This is a genomic window from Dokdonia sp. PRO95 (genome assembly GCF_000355805.1).
In the GTDB taxonomy this organism is placed as follows: Bacteria; Bacteroidota; Bacteroidia; order Flavobacteriales; family Flavobacteriaceae; genus Dokdonia.
Genome location: NZ_CM001837.1, coordinates 1,012,182 through 1,033,820, shown reverse-complemented (window position 1 = coordinate 1,033,820; position 21,639 = coordinate 1,012,182). Strand labels below are relative to the sequence as shown.

At 36.4% G+C, this 21,639-nt stretch carries 27 protein-coding genes; 22 read left to right on the top strand and 5 right to left on the bottom strand.

Going from position 1 to position 21,639, the window contains the following annotated elements; genetic code table 11:
- Positions 1–29: 29 nt before the first annotated feature.
- From mgtE to D017_RS04405, 13 genes are all read left to right on the top strand, one after another.
- Positions 30–1,379, top strand: a complete 1,350-nt coding sequence (mgtE, locus tag D017_RS04460) for a magnesium transporter (protein WP_035334905.1) — start codon at positions 30–32, stop codon at positions 1,377–1,379.
- A complete protein-coding gene (locus tag D017_RS04455; RefSeq protein WP_035334903.1) occupies positions 1,376–1,804 on the top strand; it encodes a thioesterase family protein in 429 nt (142 codons plus the stop codon). Before mgtE ends, D017_RS04455 begins: the two co-directional genes overlap by 4 nt.
- A 45-nt stretch (positions 1,805–1,849) precedes the next feature.
- Positions 1,850–2,236, top strand: a complete 387-nt coding sequence (locus tag D017_RS04450; RefSeq protein WP_035334901.1) for a cupin domain-containing protein — start codon at positions 1,850–1,852, stop codon at positions 2,234–2,236.
- A 9-nt stretch (positions 2,237–2,245) separates the two neighbouring features.
- Positions 2,246–2,416 (top strand): hypothetical protein, encoded by a 171-nt coding sequence (locus D017_RS15335; RefSeq protein WP_160164957.1) that lies wholly within the window; start codon positions 2,246–2,248, stop codon positions 2,414–2,416.
- Positions 2,416–3,363 (top strand): 2-hydroxyacid dehydrogenase, encoded by a 948-nt coding sequence (locus tag D017_RS04445; protein WP_035334900.1) that lies wholly within the window; start codon positions 2,416–2,418, stop codon positions 3,361–3,363. Before D017_RS15335 ends, D017_RS04445 begins: the two co-directional genes overlap by 1 nt.
- A gap of 24 nt (positions 3,364–3,387) precedes the next feature.
- Complete coding sequence (locus D017_RS04440) at positions 3,388–3,900, top strand: DUF4199 domain-containing protein (protein WP_035334897.1); 513 nt, start codon at positions 3,388–3,390, stop codon at positions 3,898–3,900.
- Positions 3,901–3,921: 21 nt separating this feature from the next.
- Positions 3,922–4,314: a VOC family protein gene (locus D017_RS04435; RefSeq protein ID WP_035334895.1), complete on the top strand. Its 393-nt coding sequence runs from the start codon at positions 3,922–3,924 to the stop codon at positions 4,312–4,314.
- 59 nt (positions 4,315–4,373) lie between these two features.
- Positions 4,374–4,808, top strand: coding sequence for a TM2 domain-containing protein (locus D017_RS04430; protein ID WP_035334894.1), 435 nt, complete (start codon positions 4,374–4,376; stop codon positions 4,806–4,808).
- A 105-nt stretch (positions 4,809–4,913) separates the two neighbouring features.
- On the top strand, positions 4,914–5,243 hold the full coding sequence (locus D017_RS04425) for a metalloregulator ArsR/SmtB family transcription factor (RefSeq protein ID WP_035334892.1): 330 nt from the start codon (positions 4,914–4,916) through the stop codon (positions 5,241–5,243).
- Positions 5,243–6,673 (top strand): aminotransferase class V-fold PLP-dependent enzyme, encoded by a 1,431-nt coding sequence (locus D017_RS04420; protein ID WP_035334890.1) that lies wholly within the window; start codon positions 5,243–5,245, stop codon positions 6,671–6,673. Before D017_RS04425 ends, D017_RS04420 begins: the two co-directional genes overlap by 1 nt.
- Before the next feature lie 186 nt (positions 6,674–6,859).
- Positions 6,860–8,353 carry a PAS domain-containing sensor histidine kinase gene (locus D017_RS04415; protein ID WP_051583799.1) on the top strand — a complete coding sequence of 498 codons (1,494 nt, stop codon included), beginning with the start codon at positions 6,860–6,862 and terminating at the stop codon, positions 8,351–8,353.
- Positions 8,350–8,754: a response regulator gene (locus tag D017_RS04410; RefSeq protein ID WP_035334888.1), complete on the top strand. Its 405-nt coding sequence runs from the start codon at positions 8,350–8,352 to the stop codon at positions 8,752–8,754. The genes D017_RS04415 and D017_RS04410 overlap by 4 nt, the downstream gene beginning before the upstream one ends.
- 118 nt (positions 8,755–8,872) lie before the next feature.
- On the top strand, positions 8,873–9,586 hold the full coding sequence (locus D017_RS04405) for a flavodoxin family protein (RefSeq protein WP_035334885.1): 714 nt from the start codon (positions 8,873–8,875) through the stop codon (positions 9,584–9,586).
- 34 nt (positions 9,587–9,620) lie between these two features.
- Here the strand turns inward: D017_RS04405 and D017_RS04400 are convergent, their stop codons facing one another.
- The 3 genes from D017_RS04400 to D017_RS04390 form a co-directional block, all read right to left on the bottom strand.
- Positions 9,621–11,435: a lysophospholipid acyltransferase family protein gene (locus D017_RS04400; RefSeq protein WP_035334882.1), complete on the bottom strand. Its 1,815-nt coding sequence runs from the start codon at positions 11,433–11,435 to the stop codon at positions 9,621–9,623.
- Positions 11,436–11,520: 85 nt separating this feature from the next.
- A complete protein-coding gene (locus tag D017_RS04395; RefSeq protein ID WP_035334880.1) occupies positions 11,521–12,771 on the bottom strand; it encodes an aspartate kinase in 1,251 nt (416 codons plus the stop codon).
- Between the two features lie 133 nt (positions 12,772–12,904).
- Positions 12,905–13,390 carry a GNAT family N-acetyltransferase gene (locus D017_RS04390; RefSeq protein WP_035334878.1) on the bottom strand — a complete coding sequence of 162 codons (486 nt, stop codon included), beginning with the start codon at positions 13,388–13,390 and terminating at the stop codon, positions 12,905–12,907.
- Between the two features lie 124 nt (positions 13,391–13,514).
- On the opposite strand from D017_RS04390, the gene fbp reads away from it, so the two are divergent.
- The 5 genes from fbp to D017_RS04365 all read left to right on the top strand — a co-directional run bounded on the left by fbp (position 13,515) and on the right by D017_RS04365 (position 17,826).
- Positions 13,515–14,519 (top strand): class 1 fructose-bisphosphatase, encoded by a 1,005-nt coding sequence (fbp, locus tag D017_RS04385; RefSeq protein WP_035334876.1) that lies wholly within the window; start codon positions 13,515–13,517, stop codon positions 14,517–14,519.
- A gap of 84 nt (positions 14,520–14,603) precedes the next feature.
- Entirely contained in the window at positions 14,604–14,954 is a 351-nt protein-coding gene (locus D017_RS04380) for a hypothetical protein (RefSeq protein WP_035334874.1), read from the top strand.
- 20 nt (positions 14,955–14,974) lie between these two features.
- Positions 14,975–15,775 (top strand): hypothetical protein, encoded by an 801-nt coding sequence (locus D017_RS04375; RefSeq protein WP_035334872.1) that lies wholly within the window; start codon positions 14,975–14,977, stop codon positions 15,773–15,775.
- The gene (locus D017_RS04370) at positions 15,762–16,256 is read left to right on the top strand and encodes a Rab family GTPase (RefSeq protein ID WP_035334870.1); all 495 of its coding nucleotides are present in this window, start codon (positions 15,762–15,764) and stop codon (positions 16,254–16,256) included. The genes D017_RS04375 and D017_RS04370 overlap by 14 nt, the downstream gene beginning before the upstream one ends.
- Entirely contained in the window at positions 16,249–17,826 is a 1,578-nt protein-coding gene (locus D017_RS04365; RefSeq protein WP_035334868.1) for an ATP-binding protein, read from the top strand. The genes D017_RS04370 and D017_RS04365 overlap by 8 nt, the downstream gene beginning before the upstream one ends.
- An 84-nt stretch (positions 17,827–17,910) precedes the next feature.
- Here D017_RS04365 and D017_RS04360 read toward each other — a convergent pair whose 3' ends face one another.
- Positions 17,911–18,339 carry a fructose 1,6-bisphosphatase gene (locus D017_RS04360; protein ID WP_035334867.1) on the bottom strand — a complete coding sequence of 143 codons (429 nt, stop codon included), beginning with the start codon at positions 18,337–18,339 and terminating at the stop codon, positions 17,911–17,913.
- A gap of 87 nt (positions 18,340–18,426) precedes the next feature.
- Between D017_RS04360 and D017_RS04355 the strand changes: the two genes are divergently transcribed.
- The 4 genes from D017_RS04355 to D017_RS04340 all read left to right on the top strand — a co-directional run bounded on the left by D017_RS04355 (position 18,427) and on the right by D017_RS04340 (position 21,435).
- Positions 18,427–19,020, top strand: coding sequence for a HupE/UreJ family protein (locus tag D017_RS04355; RefSeq protein WP_035334865.1), 594 nt, complete (start codon positions 18,427–18,429; stop codon positions 19,018–19,020).
- Between the two features lie 99 nt (positions 19,021–19,119).
- Entirely contained in the window at positions 19,120–19,548 is a 429-nt protein-coding gene (locus D017_RS04350; RefSeq protein ID WP_035334863.1) for a dCMP deaminase family protein, read from the top strand.
- Positions 19,549–21,138, top strand: coding sequence for a S41 family peptidase (locus D017_RS04345; protein WP_035334861.1), 1,590 nt, complete (start codon positions 19,549–19,551; stop codon positions 21,136–21,138). It abuts the gene before it with no gap.
- A 9-nt stretch (positions 21,139–21,147) separates the two neighbouring features.
- On the top strand, positions 21,148–21,435 hold the full coding sequence (locus tag D017_RS04340; RefSeq protein ID WP_225969331.1) for a hypothetical protein: 288 nt from the start codon (positions 21,148–21,150) through the stop codon (positions 21,433–21,435).
- Positions 21,436–21,441: 6 nt separating this feature from the next.
- Here the strand turns inward: D017_RS04340 and D017_RS04335 are convergent, their stop codons facing one another.
- Positions 21,442–21,636: a hypothetical protein gene (locus tag D017_RS04335; RefSeq protein WP_035334857.1), complete on the bottom strand. Its 195-nt coding sequence runs from the start codon at positions 21,634–21,636 to the stop codon at positions 21,442–21,444.
- Positions 21,637–21,639 lie beyond the last annotated feature (3 nt).

Here is a 21,639-nt window from a genome sequence, read left to right as displayed (position 1 = left end):
ATATTTGTACTACTAGTAAAAACAAACCTATGCAATTTCAACTCACAAGCAATCTCATAGACCAGATACAAGCACACGTAGCTGTTCAAGATGAGGTAGCCCTCAAAGAATTGCTTACAGATCTTCACCACGCAGATATTGCAGAGATCCTTGATGAGGTAGATGCAGATGAGGCTGCCTACCTAGTACTTCTCTTAGATAGTGAGCAAACTTCTGAGGCTCTTATGGAGCTAGATGAAGATGTGCGAGAAAAACTTCTAGAAAACCTAACTCCTGCCGAAATTGCAGATGAGGTAGAAGAAATGGATACCGATGATGCGGTAGATATGATAGGTGAGCTAGATGATGATATACAGCTAGCAGTTATAAACCAGATAGAAGACGAAGAGCATAAGGCAGACATACGTGAGATGCTGCAATATGACGAGAATAGTGCTGGTGGTCTTATGGCAAAAGAGCTTATTAAGGTAAAAGAAACCTGGACAGTGGCAGGGTGTGTGCGTGAGATGCGTCGCCAGGCAGAAGAGGTGACTCGAGTGCACTCTATCTACGTGGTTACAAAAGAGAATGAACTCATAGGGAGACTATCGCTCAAAGACCTTCTTACCTCAGATACGAGAACAAAAATATCTGAAATCTATATACCTAAAGTAGACTCTGTAAATGTAAATGACCCAGCAGAAGATGTTGCAAAGGTGATGCAAAAGTATGACTTAGAGGCTATACCCGTTGTAGATGATAAGCGTGTGCTGCAAGGACGCATTACAATAGATGATATTGTAGATTTTATAAAAGAAGAGGCCGAAAAAGATTACCAGATGGCAGCGGGTATCTCTCAAGATGTAGAGGCAGATGATAGCATACTACAGCTTACTCGTGCGAGATTACCTTGGCTATTTTTAGGATTACTAGGGGGTGTAGGAGCTGCGGCTATTATGGGCGGTTTTGAAGAGGTGTTAAATGATCACGTTATTCTTTTACTATTTACACCGCTTATTGCTGCAATGGCTGGAAATGTAGGGGTACAATCTAGTGCGATTATTGTACAAGGTCTTGCAAATGATGATGTAAAAGGAAGCATAGGTAACAGATTAATTAAGGAAATGCTGCTCGCAATGCTTAACGGTGCTGCGCTGGCCATTGTATTGTTCTTTTACGTATGGATATCAGAAAGTGCGGTAGACTATGCGACTTCTATATCAATTTCGCTATTTGTTGTAATCATTGTTGCCGGGATTATAGGTACGTTTATTCCGTTGTTTTTACATAAAAGAGGCATTGATCCTGCGATTGCAACTGGGCCGTTTATTACTACAAGTAATGATATATTTGGAATACTTATTTACCTCTATATCGCAAAACTTATACTAGGTATTTGAGCCAGAAAAGCTATGAATATCACCTCACCGTACCAGCATCTGCTATAGATGTGCTCAATCACGTAAACAATGTAGTGTACTTAGACTGGGTGCAAATTGCTGCATCAAAACATTGGAACCACGTAACCAGAGACTATTTTAAAGACGAAGACCCAGCCGAAGAGCGACTAGGCATCAATAAAATGGCTTGGGTGGTGATGGATCACCATATAAAGTATCACGGCCAGGCATTTAAAGATGACGAGATTGTCGTAACAACTACGGTGGTTCAAATCTCTGGTGCGACCTCGCAGAGAAACACCACCATAAAACGCAAGGGAGAAGAAAAAGTACTGGTGAGTGCAGTTACAAACTGGTGCTTGCTCAAAATGCCCCAAGGACGACCTATGCGACTACCGGTGGAGGTATCCCAATTATTTGCGTAGTATAAAGAGGTCCTTATGTGTATCTTTATATCATAAGAAACACATATGAGACCCATTAATATCCACGAGAAATTAGGCAAATTTGATAAGCAATGGCATCCACACCAGATTGCTACGGTAGATAATATGCAAGTACTTTTAGCAAAGGTTTCGGGTGAGTTTGTATGGCACAGTCATAAGGATGAAGATGAGTTGTTTTTTGTGCAAAAAGGGGTGTTAGAAATGCGCTTTCGCGAAAGCGGAAACCCAGAAAAAGAGTGGTCTGAAACGGTACATCAAGGTGAAATCATAGTTGTACCTAAAGGCGTAGAACATTGCCCAACTACCAAAGATGGAGAAGAGGTGCACCTACTGCTTTTTGAAAAATTAAGTACGGCTCACACGGGAGAAGTAACAAACGCCAAAACTCAAACAGATTATCCTAAAATTTAAAAGAGAAATATGAATAAGAACAAAATAGCAGGAATTATTGTTATGGCCATTGCGGGAATATTATTATACGCATTTGATGACACATCTGGAGGTGTAGGTTTTGTAACTGGTGCAATGATGGCAATAGGATTAGGTCTCTTTTTAGGTGTGATTCCCGTGAGAAAAAATAAAACTAAGTAATGAAAATACTCCACCTAGATAATAACCACCCGCTACTGGTAAAGCAACTTGAAGAAGCAGGTTATACTAATGTTGAAAATGTTACTATCTCAAAAGAAGAGACAGAGGCGATCATCGCAGATTATGAGGGTATTGTAATACGCAGTCGTTTTAAAATAGATAAGCAGTTTATAGATGCTGCTCCTCACCTTAAATTTATTGCTCGCGTAGGCGCAGGTCTAGAGAGTATAGATATCCCTTATGCTGAGAGTAAAGGCATTTATCTCATCAGTGCGCCAGAGGGTAACCGCAATGCCGTAGGGGAGCAATCACTAGGGATGCTGCTCAGTCTTTTTAATAATTTAAATAGAGCAGATGCCCAAGTAAAGGCAGGTCACTGGAACCGGGAGCCTAATCGGGGTGTTGAGCTAGAAGGAAAAACCGTGGGGATCATAGGCTATGGTAATATGGGGAAAGCCTTTGCTAGAAAATTACAGGGTTTTGACTGTAAAGTGCTTTGTTATGATATAAAAAATGAGGTAGGTGATAGCTATGCTACGCAGGTGTCATTAAGCCAATTTCAAGAAGAGGTTGATGTTGTGAGTTTACACACGCCTTGGACTCCACAAACAGATAAAATGGTAGATACTGCTTTTATAAATGCTTTTACAAAACCATTTTATCTCATAAACACTGCAAGAGGAAAATCTGTTGTGACAAAAGATCTTGTAGCAGCTATGAAAGCAAAAAAAGTACTAGGAGCTGGACTGGATGTGCTAGAATATGAAAAGCTTTCTTTTGAGAATTTATTTACCACAGACGGAAATTCAAACCTGCCAGAACCCTTACAATATCTTATTGAGCAAGATAATGTACTCCTCACGCCACACATTGCAGGGTGGACGGTTGAGAGTAAAATAAAACTAGCGCAAACCATAGTAGATAAGATACTGCAGCGTTTTTCTTAAATTGATGTTTTAAAAGATAAGTATATGAGTTTAGTGATAAAGAAATTTGGTGCGATTGCATTCTTTTTAGGTCTCCTAGGATTTACGCTCGCACTGTATTTAGGTAAGAGCTTAGATTACGGTACGCAAGAACTCGTAGGTTGGGGAGTTATGGGTATGACGGCAGCGATGGTGTACTTTGGAGTGGCTTACCAGCGTGACACGGTTAATGCGGGTAAAATCTCTTTTGGTAGCGCTTTAAAAACAGGAATTATTATTGCTGCTTTAGGCGGTCTTGGTATTGCGCTTGCAGATATAGTGTATACCTTATTTGTAAATCCATCTTTTTTTCTTGAATACAATGATTATGCAATGGAGCTTGCCGTGGAGTCCAAAAACCCGGTAGCTATCTCTCAGCTTGAGGCTCAAAGAGAGATGTATAGTCAATATAGCGGCACAGAGATGTCGTTTATTGCTGGACTTATGATGTTTGTAATGACGTTTATACTTGGTTTTGTCGTTAGTCTTATCGCAGCATTTATTCTCAAGAAAGAGTAAGTCACTTAAATATATAGCGTTATGAAAAGAGTCACTGGTATAGGAGGAATGTTTTTTAAAAGTGAAGATCCAGATGCTCAAAAGAGTTGGTATAAAAAGCACCTAGGGATCCCTACAGATCAATATGGCTGGACTTTCTGGTGGCGTGATGAAAATGGTAATAAGTGCTCTACCCAGTGGAGCCCTATGAATGCGGATACAGAATACTTTTCTCCCAGCAAGAAACAGTTTATGTTTAATTTTAGGGTAGATAATCTCATAGAGTTACTTAAAGTACTTAAGGAAGAAGGTGTCACTATAGTAGGAGAGGTAGAGGAATATAGCTATGGTAAATTTGGCTGGATACTAGATCCCGAAGGAAATAAAATAGAATTATGGGAACCTATTGATAGCGAGTTTTTAAAGGAGGAATAGCGTAGTGGTGTTTCATTCTTTTTTGTAGTTTTAGAGCTAATTAACCAACAACCAACCAGATGAGTTTAGAAGACGAAAAGATCCCAGGTGATAAACCAGGTAATGATGCAAAAAACATGGCAGACGACGCAAAGAAAGCTGCAAGTGATTTTGCAAACGACGCAAAAGATGCTGCCAATGAATTTGGCAATAGTGCAAAAGAAGAATGGAATAAAGTGACTAACGGTACTGATAACAAAAAAATGCTCGCTGGGCTTCTAGGCATCTTTCTTGGAGCATTTGGAGTACATAAATTTATCTTAGGATACCAGAAAGAGGGTATCATAATGCTTGTGCTAAGTGTTGTGGGGATAGTACTTTCTTGTGTCGGCATAGGTGTTCTTTTAGTCTGGGCTGTAGGTCTAGTAGGACTTATAGAGGGAATTATTTACCTTACAAAATCTGACGAAGAATTTTATAATGCATATCAAGTAGGTAGAAAACCTTGGTTCTAGAATATTAAAAGCCCAGTTAGTCTGGGCTTTTTTGTTAAATATTTTATCGTAATATAGCGATATTACATTTTATATATATCTTTAAGGTATAAATAACGCAATATTATGGGAGTTACAAAAAGGTATATACATTCTATGAGGGCAAATCAGATTGCAGATCTGGCAAAGATTCTCTCTAACCCAGCACGTGTGGCTATCATTGAATATATAGGTGATTGTGATGGCTGCCTATGTCAAGATATTTCTGAAAAAATAAGGCTATCACAACCCACTACTTCACAACACCTACAAGTAATTAAAAGGGCAGGAGTTTTAAAAAGTCAGTTTAAAGGTAAAGCTCAGTACTACAGCATAGATGCCCGTAAATGGGAGCAATTGCAAGGATTGTTTTACGATTTCTTTGAGCATACCAAATTAAAAATGTCTGAGAAGTAATGAGTACATCCCTATTAAAAAAAGCCTACGATAGTTCACTCTTTAAAAAAGAAGGAACAGATCTAGTTAATCAGATATCTCAATATCTGTCTGACACTACCTTTGGAAAGTCTGAGAAAGTCATCACATGGACAACGCCAGAAGATGAGTATCATTTTTGGAAAGAGTACATCTCAGATACTCATACAACCTCAGATTTTTTTAAAACAGTTATCGCAAGATCGATACACACGCATCATCCTAAGTATATAGGTCACCAAGTGGCACCCACGGTGCCTGTATCTGCCCTAGCCACACTACTAAGCGCACAGCTTAATAATGGAATGGCGGTATATGAGATGGGCGCAGCATCTACGGCACTGGAGCGATTAATAATCGAGCAGTTTGCAAAAGTAATTGGCTTTGAAAATGGCGACGGATTTCTAACTTCTGGGGGAACGCTCGCAAACCTTACAGCATTACTCGCTGCTCGTAGAGTCATGGCAAAAGATGATGTTTGGAATGAAGGACATAGTAGTAAACTTGCTATTATGGTTTCTGAGGAGGCGCATTATTGCGTAGATCGAGCCGCTAGAATTATGGGTCTTGGGAGTGACGGTATTATTAAGGTACCTGTAGATGATACTTACAAAATGCGCACAGAGTTGCTAGATTCGTATTATGATTCGGTTGTGGAAAAGGGTTATGAAGTGATAGCCATAGTGGGTAGTGCACCTAGTACAAGTACTGGGGTGTATGATGATCTTGAAGAGATTTACGCTTTCGCGAAAGCGAAGAAAGTATGGTTTCACATAGACGCAGCACATGGCGGAGCAGCTATTTTTTCTCCCAAGTATAAGCATCTCTTAAATGGAGCAGATAAAGCTGATTCTATCATTATAGACGGTCACAAAATGATGGGCACAAGTGCGCTGGCAACTGCGGTCGTATTTAAGGAAAGTACGGCGAGCTATGCTACGTTTGAGCAAAAAGCACAATATCTCTGGGAAAAGAACGAAGATGCAGACTGGTTTAACCTAGCCAAAAGGACTTTTGAGTGCACGAAAAGTATGATGAGCTTGCGCTTTTATGCTATTATAAATGCATATGGAGTTCAGTTTTTTGATGATTTTGTTACCACGCTTTATGATGCGGGAAAGGAGTTTGGTGACTTAGTGAAGCAGCAAGAAGATTTTGAAATAGCGCTAGATCCTGTCTCAAATATTGTGTGTTTTAGATATAAAACGAGTACTGGTGATATCAACCTTGTCAACCAGAGCATACGTAAAGCACTACTAGAAGATGGAGAGTTTTATATTGTGGGAACCTCTTTGCGTGGAGAATTCTATTTGAGAACCACATTTATGAATCCGTTTACGACTCGAACACATTCTCTACGTTTATTAAATTTAATAAGAGAAGTGGCAAAGGCACTCATAAGTGTAAGTTAAAAGCAGCAAATATTTATGAGCTTAAATATCTCTAAAATAAAAGTTTAGTGTGGTTACATAGATGATGTTAAGTAATAGTGTTTATGTTTTTTTAATAATGAGCATTATTTAACCCTTGCAATCATGTATTATAGCTTTGTTTTTGCTACTTTGGTCGGTATTTACATGTGATTACTATCTTAACTAATGAAAAGCATCGAAACGCAATCTCGACTATTTCCATCTTTTGGAGATAATGTGTCACTACTTCTTCAGGAGGCCGCTTCAATCGGTATGTGGGAATTTGAAGTAGGAAATGACAAGGTTTTTTGGAGTGTTGAGACAAAAAAGTTACATGGAGTAGCAGAGGATTATGAGCCTAGCGTACATCAAGCAATTAAATTTTACAAAGAAGGAGATAGCCGCAATAGGATCAATAAAGATTTTGAACTAGCCATCACCCAAGGAAAAGAGTTTGATAGTGAATACTTGATAATCACGACAACTGGAAAAGAGAAGTGGATTAGATCAGTAGGTGTTCCAGTAATAGTAAAAGGTAAGTGTGTTAAAATTTACGGTGTATTTCAAGATATCGATGCACAAAAAAAGGCACAAATTCTTCTTGAGGAACAGCAACAGAGGTTTAAAAGAACATTTGAGAACGCTCCTAATGGTATTGCACTAGTTTCTCTATCTGGTGACTGGATGGAAGTAAATTCACAAATCTACAAGATTTTTGGATATACAAAAGAAGAGTTAGCCATACTTAATTTTCATAAAATTACTCACCCAGAAGATCTTTTGCAAGATGCAACTCTTAATAGAGATTTGCTTTCGGGTGATAGAGATAGTTATCAAGTACAGAGGCGGTATATTCATAAAACTGGAGTTACTATATGGACAGTTCTTTCAGTATCCCTAGTGAGAACAGATCTTGAGAGTCCGGATTACTTTATATGCCAGATAACAGATATTACTTCTCTCAAAACTGCAAACCAGCGTATAGAAGATCTTTTAAGCAAGACAGAAGGGCAAAATGAAAAGTTATTAAATTTTAAGCATATTGTATCTCACAACTTGAGGTCGCATACGAGTAACCTTGACATGCTTCTAGGATTTTTGAAGCACGATTTTCCTGATTTAAAAAAGCTACAAGTGTTTCAAATGCTTCTTAACGCATTTGGAGATCTAGAAAAAACCATAGAAAGTTTAAGCGAGATATCATCTTTTGAAAATGTGTCAAAAGATGATTTTGAGCAAATTAATCTAGCCCTGTCTATTGAAAAAACCATAGCAAGTTTAAGTGCTTTAATAGAAAATGCTCAATGTAGCGTGCAAGTAGATATTGCTCCTCATATTATGGTACACTCTATTGATGAATACTTAAGAAGTATTTTCTTAAATTTAATGACTAACGCTATTAAGTATAGAAAAGATGATGAGTTACTTCAAGTAAAGATATGTTGTGTTCTTGAGGGTGATTATATCGTTATTCATTTTATAGACAATGGATTAGGAATTGATCTTAATCTTCATGGAACTAAAATCTTTGGCCTTTATAAAACTTTTCATAGAAAGCCTGATTCTAGAGGATTAGGTCTGTATATTGTTAAAAATCAGGTAGAAGCCATAGGAGGTAAAGTGTCGGTTGATAGTGAGGTAGGAGTAGGATCAACCTTTAAAGTATATTTAAAAGTATGAAACAAATAGATATAGCGTGTATTATAGATGATGATCCAATTTTTGTTTTTGGAGCGCAACGATTGATGAATATGAGTAACTTTTGTAAAGGATTTCTCATTTTTCATGACGGGCAGCAAGCGCTTAATCATTTAGGGCCAGTATTAAGAGGAACAGTAGAGTCTGCTATACCAGATGTTATTCTATTAGACATTAATATGCCTATACTTGATGGATGGCAATTTCTTGATGCCATTATAAGTATTAATGTGATTAAGAAAATCACAATCTTTGTTGTTACTAGTTCCATTGATCCCCGAGATAAGGAAAAGGCTGCCTCATACAAGAATGTCAAGAACTTTGTAGTAAAACCTATTACTCAAGATAAACTTGACGATTTAAAAAAGCAGATGGAACTGTAGTTTTTACGCTTTCGCGAAAGCGTTATATCTTCATAAAATACCCATTAGGTATTGGGCTTGAGTGTAATTTATATATTAAGATGTAAGTTTTTAATTATTTAAACGTCAGACTTATAATATGAAAGAAAAGCCTGATTTCTCAAACCTAAAAGCGCTGTATATAAATTGCACGCTCAAAAAAACACCCCACATGAGCCACACTAAGGCTCTCATGGATGTCTCTATAGACATTATGAGATCAGAAGGTGTTACTGTAGAATATTTAAGATTTGTAAATCATGACGTAGCTTATGGCGTATATCATGACATGACAGAACACGGAGAAGAAACAGATGAGTGGCCAGCAATCTTTAAAAAGATAGAAGAGGCAGACATTCTTGTTATAGGAACCCCTATCTGGCTTGGTGAGAAGTCTTCTGTTGCGACAAAGCTTATAGAACGCTTGTACGGAGAAAGTGGTAACCGTAATGAAAAAGGGCAATACTATTTTTATGGAAAAGCAGGTGGTTGCATTATCACTGGTAATGAGGATGGTATCAAGCATGTAGCCATGAGTACACTGTATTCATTACAACATATAGGCTATAGTATCCCGCCACAAGCAGATTGTGGATGGATAGGGGAGGCTGGTCCTGGTGCTAGTTATAATGATGAGGAGAGTGGAGCAAAAAACAACGACTTTACAAATCGTAATACCACCTTTATGACATACAACTTATTGCATCTTGCAAGTATGCTTAAAGCACAGGGAGGATATCCAGCTTATGGAAATTCACGTGGGGACTGGGATGATGGTACTCGCTGGAACTTTGAAAATCCAGAATACAGATAGTATAAGATTTATAAAGAAAGAGGGTAAATGTTTTTTACTCCTCTTCTGTATTACGCTGATTATACTTTTTTTCGAGCTCTGCTTGAAACTCTTCCATCACAGGTTTTACGGTGCTCTCTGGTAGATCTGCAATGCGGATATACATAAGGCCATCAATGGCATTATTAAATAAAGGGTCTACATTAAAAGCAATAACTTTTGCATTTTGCTTAATGTACTTTTTTATGAGAACAGGAAGACGTAGTGATCCTGGTTCTATTTCTTCAATGAGCTTGTCAAACTTATTTAGATCTGCTTTACTTTCATCAAAAACAAACTCCTTATCGGCATCTTTGAGCTTTACTTTCCATTCCTTTTTAGGACGTATGTATTGTGCAATATAAGGGTCGTAGTAATGAGATTTCATAAATTCAATCATCATCGACTTTGAGAAGTTTGAAAATTGATTTGAAATACTCACTCCACCTATAAGGTATTTATGCTCTGGAAAACGCAATGTGGTATGGACGATACCTTTCCATAAAAGAAAAAGTGGCATGGGTTTTTGTTGATACTCCTTAATGATAAATGCGCGCCCCATTTCAATGCTTTCACTCATCATCTTGTGTAGCTCTGGTTCAAAACGAAAGAGATCTTGAAGATAAAACCCATCTATACCATGTTCTTCATAAATCTTTGACCCCAGTCCCATTCTATAGGCTCCTGCAAGTGCATTTGCTTCATTATCCCATAAAAACATATGGTAATAATATCTGTCAAATTTATCTAGATCTATAGCTTCATTTGTTCCCTCTCCTATGGCTCTAAAGGTGATTTCTCTAAGTCTTCCTATTTCTCTTAAAATGCTAGGCATCTCTTGAGCAGGAGCTAGATATACTTCATAGTTTTTACTAGTAAGAAGGCGACGGTCATTTTTGCGCAAGCGTAAAATTTCATCTTCTATAAGATCACTACTCATTTCTGTAACAATCTTTTTAGGCTCTTTTGGTGTTTTTAGTTTTTGAGGGATATCTTTTAAAATATTCTTTTTCTCAAAAGAATTTGCCAGCATATAGGTTTTCTTGCGTAAAAACTCTGTAAAGTCTGCAAGGGATTCGTGTTCTTTTTGTGCTGTGACTTTTATAGGATTTCCTATACGCACCTTTATCACCCTATTTTTTTGTGTGAGTAGTTCGCTAGGGAGCTTAGCTGTTCTAAGTGTATCACTTAGCTTTGATAATTGATAAAAGAGTCTACTGTTTTTTGCGTGAAAATAGATAGGTACAATAGGCACTTCTGCCTTTTTAACCAGTTTCATAGCTGCTTCCTCCCACGGTTTGTCTATAATGAGTTTATCGTCCTTGTATGTAGAGACTTCTCCAGCAGGAAAAATTCCGAGTGGGTGGCCCTCTCTAAGGTGTGATATTGCACTTTTAAAGCCAGCAATACTTGACTTTACATCTTTCTTATTTTCAAAAGGATTTACTGGCATTACATAGGGCTTGAGTGGCTCTATGCGGTGTAGTAAAAAGTTTGCTATAATTTTAAAATCTGGACGTTGCTCAAGCATTAATTTGAGCAATAATATTCCATCTATACCTCCTAGTGGGTGATTTGATATCGTTACATAAGCACCATCTTTAGGTAGTCTTTTTAGATCTTCTTCTGGGATTTCAAACTTGATATTAAATTCATCAAGCAAGGCATTAAGAAATTCAAGATCTCCTAGGTGTTTGTTGCGGTCGTAAATTTTATTGAGAGAAGATATTTTAAGAACCTTCATTAATGACCACCCAGCAAAAGTGCCTATAAAGCCAAATTTATCGACATTTATAGCGCGTGCAACTTCTTTTGCGGTAACTAGACCCATATATTATAGTGGTTATTTAAGTAGGCAAATATAACAAATAGGGTTTGCTATAATTACATTTTGTTAACCTAGAGACCGTATACTTCTAGTTTTGTGTCACAAGTTGCACAGTGTTTTGAGTAACTTGCTTGAGAAGCACTGTTTTATCCTTTTCAAATTTCTTAAGTGCATCTTGTGTGAAGTGTTTTATGGTATATAATGAAACGGCTTTGGTAATGCTTAGTTTAAATTTACCTTTAAGCTGTTTTGTGAGTCCCTCTAGGCCGTTAAATTTGTTATCCACACATACAGAAAAGCTTATTGCAGAGTTTTGTATGAGGTCTACTTTAAGTTTATATGTAGATAATAACTGGAATACCTCTGCAATATTATCTTCTACCATAAATGAGAAGTCGAGAGAAGATAGTGATATAAGTACTTGATTTTTCTTTACAATATAACAGGGCACTTCAGGAACTAGTGCTGTTACTGCGCTTACTTTTGTGCCTGAGTCTTTTGGGTTTAAAAAGGACTTTACATAGAGAGGTATTTCCTTGCGTTGTAGTGGTTGTAAAGTTTTAGGATGAATAACAGAAGCTCCATAAAATGCAAGTTCTATCGCTTCTTCATATGGAATTTCATGAAGTAAGACAGTGTTATTAAAAACTCGAGGATCGCCATTTAAAACCCCAGGTACATCTTTCCAGATAGTTAGATTTTCTGCATTAAGACAGTATGCAAATATGCCACCTGTGTAATCAGATCCTTCTCTGCCTAATGTGGTTGTAAAGTTGTTACTATCTGATGCTATAAAGCCTTGCGTGACAGAGAGGCCCTTTAAATTCACATTGTTCTTTATAGCAACTTGTGTTGCTTTCCAGTCTACACGTCCATCGCGATAGCTACTGTCAGTTTTTATTAGGCGTCGCGCATCCAGCCAGGTGTTTGTGAGTCCTTGTTTGTTAAGGTAAGCACTTATTATAGTTGTAGATATAAGCTCGCCGTAACACACTATTTGATCATAAACAAAATCATATTTTGGCGATTTGTTCCATGCAAGAAAGCCTTTTAGTTCTGAAAAAAGTTCTTTTATTTTCTCAAAAACAACATCACCTTTTTCAAAAAGATTACTAGTAATCTCCATATGATAAGCTACCGTGTGCTCAATATGTTCAGGGAGACTACTTTTGTACTCAAAGTAAGCGGTAACAATAGCTTCCATTGCGTTAGTCGTTTTACCCATAGCAGAGACTATGATAAGCTTTTCTTCAGCTCCCATAGTTTGTAGTACGGTTGCAACATTCTTTACGCCATCTGCATCTTTTACAGATGCTCCTCCAAATTTAAAAACCTGCATATCGGTAATCTTGCTGTTGTAAGTGAGTAGCTCTTTTTAAGAGAAAATTTTCAATAAAAATGATAATGTGTTGTTGTGTGGACTTAGTTACGCTTTCGCGAAAGCGTGTACCTCACAACAGTACCAAGAATTATTAAGCATTAATTTTTTTAATATAATCCTGAAGACGTTGTTCGTCCATTTGAACAAGATGCCAATCTTTTAAAAATTTTGCATTACTCTTTTTGTAGAATTCAATGGCACTAGTGTTCCAGTCTAATACCACCCACTCTACGCGTTTTACACCGCTCTCAGCTCCATATATCATTACTTTGTCATAGAGTTTTTGTCCTACACCTTTGCCGCGTAAAGATTCCTTAACTACTAGATCTTCTAAGTGTAATGATTTTCCATCCCAAGTAGAAAAGCGGAAGTAGCATAAAGCCATGCCTACGACTTCTGTTTCTTTTTTTGCTACAAAGCAAGTAAAAAGAGGATGCTCGCCAAAACCATTTTCCAGAAGTGTTTTTTCTGTGATTTTCACCGCTTCTGGCTCTTTTTCATAAACGGCTAGTTCATTTATGAGGCCTAATACAGCGGGCATATCTTCTGGGGTTGCTTTTTGAATCGAGATGTTCATAAATAGGGTTGTTTTTGTCTAAGCAGCGCTAAGGTAATTAATTACATTAACTATTCTTAAACGAAAACGTTGTAGTAATTTAAGATTAAAAGTTACTTTTGCACAAAATCAAAAAACACGTATTGTGTCAAGAAAAAACCAAACATTAGGAGAGTTTATTATTGAAAATCAAGCTGAGTTCCAGTATTCTTCTGGAGAACTTTCTCGATTGATTAACTCTATTCGCCTTGCGGCCAAAGTTGTAAACCACGAAGTAAACAAGGCAGGCCTTGTAGATATTGTGGGTGCCGCTGGGGAGACAAACATCCAAGGTGAAGACCAGCAAAAGCTGGATGTTATGGCAAATGACACCTTTATACGTACACTCACTAACCGTAATATTCTTTGTGGTATTGCGAGTGAAGAAAATGACGATTTTATTTCAATACATGGTCAAAACGAGGATAATAATAATAAGTACGTGTTGCTTATGGATCCTCTAGATGGCTCTTCTAATATTGATGTAAATGTTTCTGTAGGGACAATTTTTTCAATCTATAGACGCGTGACTCCCGCAGGAACCCCTGTGACTATGGAAGACTTTTTACAAAAAGGTAGAGAGCAGGTAGCAGCAGGATATATTATTTATGGAACTTCTACCATGATAGTTTATACTACGGGTCATGGTGTAAATGGATTTACTCTTAACCCTGCAATTGGAACTTTTTATCTTTCTCACCCTAACATGCAGTTTCCTGAAACAGGAAATATTTACTCCGTAAATGAAGGGAACTATGTTCATTTCCCAGAGGGTGTGAAGAGATATATAAAATACTGTCAAGAAGAGAAAGATGACCGTCCTTATACGTCTAGATACATAGGGTCGTTAGTTTCTGATATTCATAGAAATATGATTAAAGGTGGTATATATATGTACCCTAAGAGCTCAAAAGCTGCCAATGGTAAATTACGCTTGTTGTATGAATGCAATCCTATGGCATTTATAGCAGAGCAAGCAGGTGGTAAAGCTAGTGATGGTTTTACAGCTATATTAGACCTTCAACCTACAGAGCTGCATGAACGCGTTCCTTTCTTTTGTGGAAGCAAATTAATGGTTGAAAAAGCCGAAAGTTTCATGAAGGGGTCTTAATTATTGAGTTATGAAAGATTAAAACTCATAAGGCGGAGGATTTTTTTTATATTTGATTAAACAAAATTAAGGCTTCTCCTAATTATGGCTAAAAAAGACCCTACACAGAACGAACAACTTCCTGATGTTGCAAATTCTAAAATTGAGGCTATTAAGAACCTCATTTTTGGTGAAAATATTCAAGAATATAATCACGAGTTTGAGACCTTAAAGGCTGATATTACGCAAAAGCGTGAAGAGATGCTATCTTATGTAGATGATGCTCGTAAGGAGATCATGATGGCTATAGATAATCTAAGTACAGATGTAAATATTCGTATTTCTGATCTTGAACAAGCGCTTGATGATAAAACTCAAGATCTCGATAATAGAAAGGTAAATCGCGATAGTCTGGGTGATATGCTTATACGCTTAGGTGAGAATATAAAGGCTTAGATCAACTCTGAAAATTTTTAATGACAACTGATGAACGTCTTGAAATTTTAAAAGAGCTTTTACTCAGAGATGAGAAAAAGCCTGAGAATGATATATACAGAAAACTCAAGGACCTAGAAGAGAGGCAACAGCATTTGTCAGATAGAGTAGGTCCTATTCTAGATGAACGCTTGTTAAGCTTTGTAAAAGAGATGCCCGAAACTCTAGGGCCCACAATTACCCAAACTTTAAAATCTGAAATCAAAAATTCTCAGGATGCGGTGGTTGAAGCATTGTACCCTATTATGGGTAAAATGATAAAAAGATATGTCCAAGCAGAGATAAAAAAGCTTAACGACTCAATAAGTGAGAAAATAGATAATGCATTTTCTTTTAGAAGTATGTTTAAGTCTAAGGGTAAGGAAAGACCTACTGCTGCGGCGTTGCTTAAAGAAGAATATAAGGCGTATATTGAACAAATACTCGTGGTCGAAAAAGGTTCTGGAATTCTTAAAGCAAGCTTTTCGAAAACCGAAACGATGGACAAGGATATGATGGCAGGTATGCTTACGGCCATAAAAAGCTTTGCAGAGGACGCTTTTGAGAGAGGAGAGATGGAATTAGAGAGGATAGACTATCAACTCTACACAATTCATCTTCAAAATTTCTCAGAATATTATATTGCCGTAATTTTGAGCGGTATTTATGATGATGAATATAAAAATAAACTTGATGATGTGTTACTTGACTTTGCTCAGTTTGTGATTAACAAAGATGATTTAAGTGACAATCAAAAATTTACAAAAAAATTAAAAGAGTATTTTACAGATGAGCGTATCTAAAAAAATAGTATTACTAGGACATTTTGGTGTTGGTAAGTCTTCACTACTTCGCAGGTTTGTTGAGAATAATTTCTCAGATAACTATGTAGTGACTATTGGTGTGCATATAATGAAGAAGGAAGTAACTATCAACTCTGACAAAGTCACATTGATTATATGGGACGTTGAAGGAACAGACGATTTTACAAAATACAGGCCATCATACTTAATGGGAGCTTCAAGCTTTATTTATGTATTTGATGCTTCAAGAGCAGTAACATATGGTGATTTAAAGTATAATTTAAGTCATTTAAAAGAAAAGTATCCCCAAGTGCCTGTGCACATTATCGGAAATAAAGTAGACTTAGTCGATAAGGATGAAATCATCGAGGCTCTAAAGGCTCAAGATGTTCAACATAGCTATCTTTCCAGTGCAAAGACCGGAGAAAATGTTGAACAGCTGTTTAGTGATGTAGCAGCACAATTGCTTAAAAATGCTTGATAACCTTAGACAGGATTTTTTTAATAAAACCACACAATTACTTATTGTAAATAGAGAACTGAAGGTAGTAGATTCTGATCAAAACTTGTTTTCTATAAGTAAAAACTCTGATATAACAGAGTTTCATCCATTCTTCTACTCACTCATGACCGTGTTTGAGGATACAAAAAAAGAACATACTTTCTTTTGTGTTCAAGTAGAAGTGCTAGGCAGACTTTATTTTTTAGACATAAAGACAATTTTAAGAGATGATGATACGCTAGTCGTAATTCTAAACGACCTTACAGATCACTATAAAACAGTGCACCAGATTAAACAGGTGCGTAATGAGTCTATTATAGGTTTTAATATCACGCAAGAGCTCAATCAAGAGTTAGAAATACAGCGTAGTTTTAAAAATAAGTTTCTTGCAAACGTAAGTCATGAAATACGAACTCCTCTCAATAGTATTGTAGGTTTTCTCTCTGTATTAGAAAATACGGATATCACGAGGGAGCAACTTGATATACTTAATATAGTAAAAGATTCATCTAAGAATCTAGTAACTATTTTAGATGACCTGATGGATATATCTAAGATTGAAGCAGGTAAATTAGAAATTAAAAAGAGACGCTTTGATTTTAAGGAATTTATAGAAGTCTTAGGTAAAACCTATCAACTTAGAGCAGATGAGAAAAGACTTTCTTTTGAGTTTGAAATGAGTTCAAAAATCCCACGATTCTTAGTGGGAGATCATCTTAGAATCAATCAGATTCTTGTAAACTTATTAGAAAATGCATTAAAATATACGCATCAAGGTAATATAAAATTCTGTGTAAAAACAGATTCTCAAAACGCCAGAAGAATACCCGTTACCTTTGAGGTGACAGACACGGGTATAGGTATACCTAAGGAAAAGATAGATAGTATTTTTGACAGTTTTACACAACTTGAGAAAAGAGGGCTCTTTGGAGGTTCTGGATTAGGGCTTAGTATTGTAAAACAACTTACACACTTACTAGATAGCGATCTTGAAGTAAGTAGTGTGGAGGGTGAAGGTTCTACCTTTAGCTTTACGGTTTATATGGGAGTTTCCCATAATCAGAAAAGAGAAAAGAAAGAAAAGGCCAAAAAGGCAAAGAATAAAAAAACTGCCGGTAAAAAGCCCCGCATTTTATTAGGAGAAGATGTAGAGGTGAACCAACTTTTAATGTTACGTCTTTTTGTAGATCATGGCGCTTATAGTATAGATATTGCAAAAGACGGTGAGCGTGTGCTAGAGTTTCTAGATAGACACACCTATGATCTCGTAATACTAGATCTTACTATGCCCGTAATGGATGGTCTTGATACCGCAGTACAAATACGAAGTCATTCTAATAATAAAATAAGTAAACTACCTATTATAGCCCTTACTGCTAGAACGGCTCAAGAAGAGCAAGATGCGGCAAAGGAAGCAGGTATGAATGCATATTTAACAAAACCGATAGATGCAGAGCTTCTATTTGAAACTATAGAAAGACTCTTAACGCGTTACAAAAGAAAAAGCAAAGAAGTCGTAGTCGCTTCTTCAGAAGAGGAGGAAGAGTAGAATCTTCTCTTCTTAGAGAACAACAAAAAAGGGGAAGATCTTATAAAGATTTTCCCCTTTTTACTTTTATAATAGTGCTGCAATCTAGCGGCTCATATTTTTGATTTCATCTTGAAAAGTGTCAATATCTGCACCTTCTCTTACAAGAACAAGTGCTTTATGCGCTACATAAGATGCATTACTTGTAGAAAATCCTAAACCTACAGCAAGCCTAACTAATAAAGGCTCCTCTTGCTCAAAATCATGGTCAATGTGTACCATACGTGTAAGATCGTATAAACGTTCTAACCTTCTGTCATAAGTAGTAGGAGGATTGATAGGGTGAGACATATAATCTCCTAGAATAATTTCATAATCCTCTGCAGATATAGAAAGGTTACGAGCAAGCCTGTCTAAAAAAGCTTTTTCCTTGTCTGAAATTACACCATCATCCATTGCCACCCTCACAATAGCTGCAAAGTGATCTTGGTTTCTCTTGCGGAACCCGCTATCATATAAATCTGAAAAAGACATATTTCTTAATTTAAAGTAAGCTTCAAAGATAGCTATTTAATCAAGATTTTTAATTTGTACATTTGATAAAACCCCTAATTTTTTTAGATGGATTCATTCTTATTTTATTTTAAAGAAGGCCTTTTTCACGTACTAGATTGGAACGCCTATGATCACATACTTTTTTTAATAGTACTCACAGTACCATACCTGTTTGGTAACTGGAAAAAATTATTGACGCTAGTGACTATATTTACACTAGGACATACCCTTTCTCTTGCCCTCTCGGCGTACGGTGTAGTTAAAGTAAACTCATCACTAGTAGAAGTTCTCATACCTATAACAATTTTAATTACCGCTTTATATAACATTTTTACAGCTGGCAAAAAGAATCGAAATCAGAAAATTGGAATTCACCTCTTTGCAGCTTTATTTTTCGGATTAATACACGGGTTAGGTTTTTCTACCTATTTTAAAATGATGACAGCAAGCTCAGAAAGTAAGCTATTACCATTAATTGAGTATACATTAGGTATAGAAGCGGCACAATTAATTATTGTATTTGTAGTACTTGTCATAAGTTTTGTGGGGCAAGCAATCTTCAGATTTTCACTTAGAGATTGGGTCATGGTTATATCATCCATAGTTATTGGTGTTGCCATACCTGTATTTCAAACCACCTTATCTAACATTAATTTTTAATAATTATTTTACATGCTTTTAGAAGTGCGTAAATAAGTTATATATTATAATTTTTTTCACGCTTTCGCGAAAGCGTAAATACATACATCACCTTAATTAATGGCTTCAAAACAACATAAATATGACATCGCATACTTGAGAATGGCTCGAGAGTGGGGCAAGTTGTCATACTGCAACCGCAAGCAGGTGGGAGCAATTATTGTAAAAGACAAGATGATTATATCTGACGGGTATAACGGAACACCTACTGGTTTTGAGAATATTTGTGAGGATGATGAAAATAATACGAAATGGTATGTGTTGCACGCTGAAGCAAATGCAATTTTAAAGGTTGCAAGTTCAACACAGTCATGCCATGGAGCAACTTTATATATCACATTAAGTCCATGCAAGGATTGTAGTAAATTAGTACACCAAGCTGGTATTAAGCGTGTGGTTTACCATAATGCTTATAAAGATCTAACGGGTGTAAAATTTTTAGAAAAAGCAGGCGTTGAGATAGTACATCTTCAAGATATCGATTCATAAATGAAAATACAGCGCAAATATATTCCCTTACTTTTTGGTTTAGGTATAGCTTTAGGCATATTGCTAGGAAGCCTATTAGATTTTGGGTATAACGATACCGCGTTGTTCACTTCAAATGCAAAAAAGGATAAGCTTAATAAGCTTATAGATTACATAGATTATGAGTATGTAGATGCTATTAATACAGATAGCATAGTAGAAGTTACTGTAAATGGTATTTTAGATAATCTAGACCCACATTCTACTTATATTCCACCAGATGAGTATAGCGCTATGGAGGAGAATATGAAGGGTGATTTTGTGGGAATAGGGGTGAGTTTTTACCCTTATAATGACTCTCTTGCGGTAATACAAGCTATAAAAGGAGGACCTAGTGCTCGCGCAGGAATTAAAGGCGGAGATCGTATTGTTTATGCAGATGGCATCAATTTATCTACCAAGGAAATTACAGATGACTCTCTATCTAGTATCTTAAAAGGAAAGGCGAGCACACCTATTGAGATTAAAGTAAAAAGACCTGGAATTAAAGACCTTATGTCTTTTAATTTTGATCGTGATCATGTGCCTATTTTTAGTGTGGTAGGTAGTTATATGCTTACTAATACCTTGGGGTATATTAAAATTAATCGCTTTGCAGAGTCTACTCATGAAGAATTTAAGAAAGCACTTGTAGATCTTAAAAATCAGGGAGCTACTAAAATTGCACTAGACTTAAGAGATAATCCAGGGGGTTATATCTCAAGCGCAGAGGGCGTGGTAGATGAGTTTTTGAAAGAAGATAAACTCATACTTTTTACAAAAAATAAAACGGGAAATATATCAAAAAGCTATACAGATGACGGTGGGATTTTTGAAGAAGGAGAAGTGTTTATCCTTATTAATGAAAACTCTGCAAGTGCTAGTGAGATTGTTGCAGGAGCTTTGCAAGACAATGATAAAGGAGTTATAGTAGGTCGTAGGTCTTTTGGTAAAGGACTTGTGCAGAGAGAAATGGATTTAGGTGATGGTAGTGCTGTACGGTTAACAATTGCTCGTTACTATACACCTACAGGTCGGTCTATACAGAAGCCTTATGAATTAGGAGATAAAAATTATTTTGAAGATTATCTCAATAGATATGAAAACGGCGAGCTGCGTAGTGTAGATAGTATCAAGGTTGCAGACTCTCTTAAATTTAGAACCCCTAAAGGTAAAATTGTATACGGCGGTGGAGGGATTATACCAGATATTTTTGTTCCTAAAAACACAGATTATGAGGTTGAGCATCTCAATTATGTATTGCGTTCTGGTTATATGCGCTTATTTATTTTTGAGCAATTAGAAAAGGATAGAACATACTACAACAGCTTGAGTATGGAGCAATTTCAAGAAGAGGTTGTTATATCAGATCAAGTAGTAGAAGATTTTATATCTTTCGCACAGTTTAGGCAGATCAATTTGAAAGCTAGTAAGTACAAAGATTTGTACAAGAAATATCTTAAAGCCACAATGGCGAGACAACTTTTTGATAACAATGCTTTTGAGATGATGGTTAATAAAGAAGATGCCGTAATTCAAAAAGTAATAGAACTTACCCTTGAAAAAGAATAACCTATGTTAATGGTAGTAGCTATATATGTATATATTATCGCAATCATCTTTAGATTGCTAGATAATAGTGCTGCACTACTTATACGCCATGGCATATCGGTAAGTCCTTTTTATTTGAAGCCACCAATTATTCTAGCTCAAATAGAAAACCTTAAAGATGAGAAACTCATCTGGAAGTTGCGTCGTAATCTATGGTATCAAAAGTTGCATATTGCTTTTACCGTACTAGCAATACTTACTTTAATTGTTGGAATTATTTACGAGATCTATAACCCGTACATTATATACTTAATGTAATATATATTATTTGTGTTTCTCTGCAATCTTGCGAGATGTACGTAATATAAGTAACAGCAAAATTGCGCATGAACATGCAATTACTCCTATTAAAGCAATACTGCTTTCACCTTCTAGTAGATTAGAAAAGTCTAGCAATGTTACATTATAAATAAGAAGGCCTAGCGCCAGTAAGATTCCAATAGGGATTATAAACTTCATAGT

Bases quoted from the DNA above. Each gene is read 5' to 3' on its own strand.
- D017_RS04435 (WP_035334895.1), top strand. From the start codon at position 3,922: ATGAAAAGAGTCACTGGTATAGGAGGAATGTTTTTTAAAAGTGAAGAT.
- D017_RS04440 (WP_035334897.1), top strand. From the start codon at position 3,388: ATGAGTTTAGTGATAAAGAAATTTGGTGCGATTGCATTCTTTTTAGGT.
- D017_RS04395 (WP_035334880.1), bottom strand. From the start codon at position 12,771: ATGCAGGTTTTTAAATTTGGAGGAGCATCTGTAAAAGATGCAGATGGC.
- D017_RS04430 (WP_035334894.1), top strand. From the start codon at position 4,374: ATGAGTTTAGAAGACGAAAAGATCCCAGGTGATAAACCAGGTAATGAT.
- D017_RS04370 (WP_035334870.1), top strand. From the start codon at position 15,762: ATGAGCGTATCTAAAAAAATAGTATTACTAGGACATTTTGGTGTTGGT.
- D017_RS04335 (WP_035334857.1), bottom strand. From the start codon at position 21,636: ATGAAGTTTATAATCCCTATTGGAATCTTACTGGCGCTAGGCCTTCTT.
- D017_RS04355 (WP_035334865.1), top strand. From the start codon at position 18,427: ATGGATTCATTCTTATTTTATTTTAAAGAAGGCCTTTTTCACGTACTA.
- D017_RS04420 (WP_035334890.1), top strand. From the start codon at position 5,243: ATGAGTACATCCCTATTAAAAAAAGCCTACGATAGTTCACTCTTTAAA.
- D017_RS04360 (WP_035334867.1), bottom strand. From the start codon at position 18,339: ATGTCTTTTTCAGATTTATATGATAGCGGGTTCCGCAAGAGAAACCAA.
- D017_RS04405 (WP_035334885.1), top strand. From the start codon at position 8,873: ATGAAAGAAAAGCCTGATTTCTCAAACCTAAAAGCGCTGTATATAAAT.
- D017_RS04345 (WP_035334861.1), top strand. From the start codon at position 19,549: ATGAAAATACAGCGCAAATATATTCCCTTACTTTTTGGTTTAGGTATA.
- D017_RS15335 (WP_160164957.1), top strand. From the start codon at position 2,246: ATGAATAAGAACAAAATAGCAGGAATTATTGTTATGGCCATTGCGGGA.
- D017_RS04340 (WP_225969331.1), top strand. From the start codon at position 21,148: ATGGTAGTAGCTATATATGTATATATTATCGCAATCATCTTTAGATTG.
- D017_RS04425 (WP_035334892.1), top strand. From the start codon at position 4,914: ATGGGAGTTACAAAAAGGTATATACATTCTATGAGGGCAAATCAGATT.
- D017_RS04400 (WP_035334882.1), bottom strand. From the start codon at position 11,435: ATGGGTCTAGTTACCGCAAAAGAAGTTGCACGCGCTATAAATGTCGAT.
- D017_RS04410 (WP_035334888.1), top strand. From the start codon at position 8,350: ATGAAACAAATAGATATAGCGTGTATTATAGATGATGATCCAATTTTT.
- D017_RS04380 (WP_035334874.1), top strand. From the start codon at position 14,604: ATGGCTAAAAAAGACCCTACACAGAACGAACAACTTCCTGATGTTGCA.
- D017_RS04415 (WP_051583799.1), top strand. From the start codon at position 6,860: ATGAAAAGCATCGAAACGCAATCTCGACTATTTCCATCTTTTGGAGAT.
- D017_RS04445 (WP_035334900.1), top strand. From the start codon at position 2,416: ATGAAAATACTCCACCTAGATAATAACCACCCGCTACTGGTAAAGCAA.
- D017_RS04365 (WP_035334868.1), top strand. From the start codon at position 16,249: ATGCTTGATAACCTTAGACAGGATTTTTTTAATAAAACCACACAATTA.
- D017_RS04350 (WP_035334863.1), top strand. From the start codon at position 19,120: ATGGCTTCAAAACAACATAAATATGACATCGCATACTTGAGAATGGCT.
- D017_RS04390 (WP_035334878.1), bottom strand. From the start codon at position 13,390: ATGAACATCTCGATTCAAAAAGCAACCCCAGAAGATATGCCCGCTGTA.
- D017_RS04450 (WP_035334901.1), top strand. From the start codon at position 1,850: ATGAGACCCATTAATATCCACGAGAAATTAGGCAAATTTGATAAGCAA.
- D017_RS04375 (WP_035334872.1), top strand. From the start codon at position 14,975: ATGACAACTGATGAACGTCTTGAAATTTTAAAAGAGCTTTTACTCAGA.
- mgtE (WP_035334905.1), top strand. From the start codon at position 30: ATGCAATTTCAACTCACAAGCAATCTCATAGACCAGATACAAGCACAC.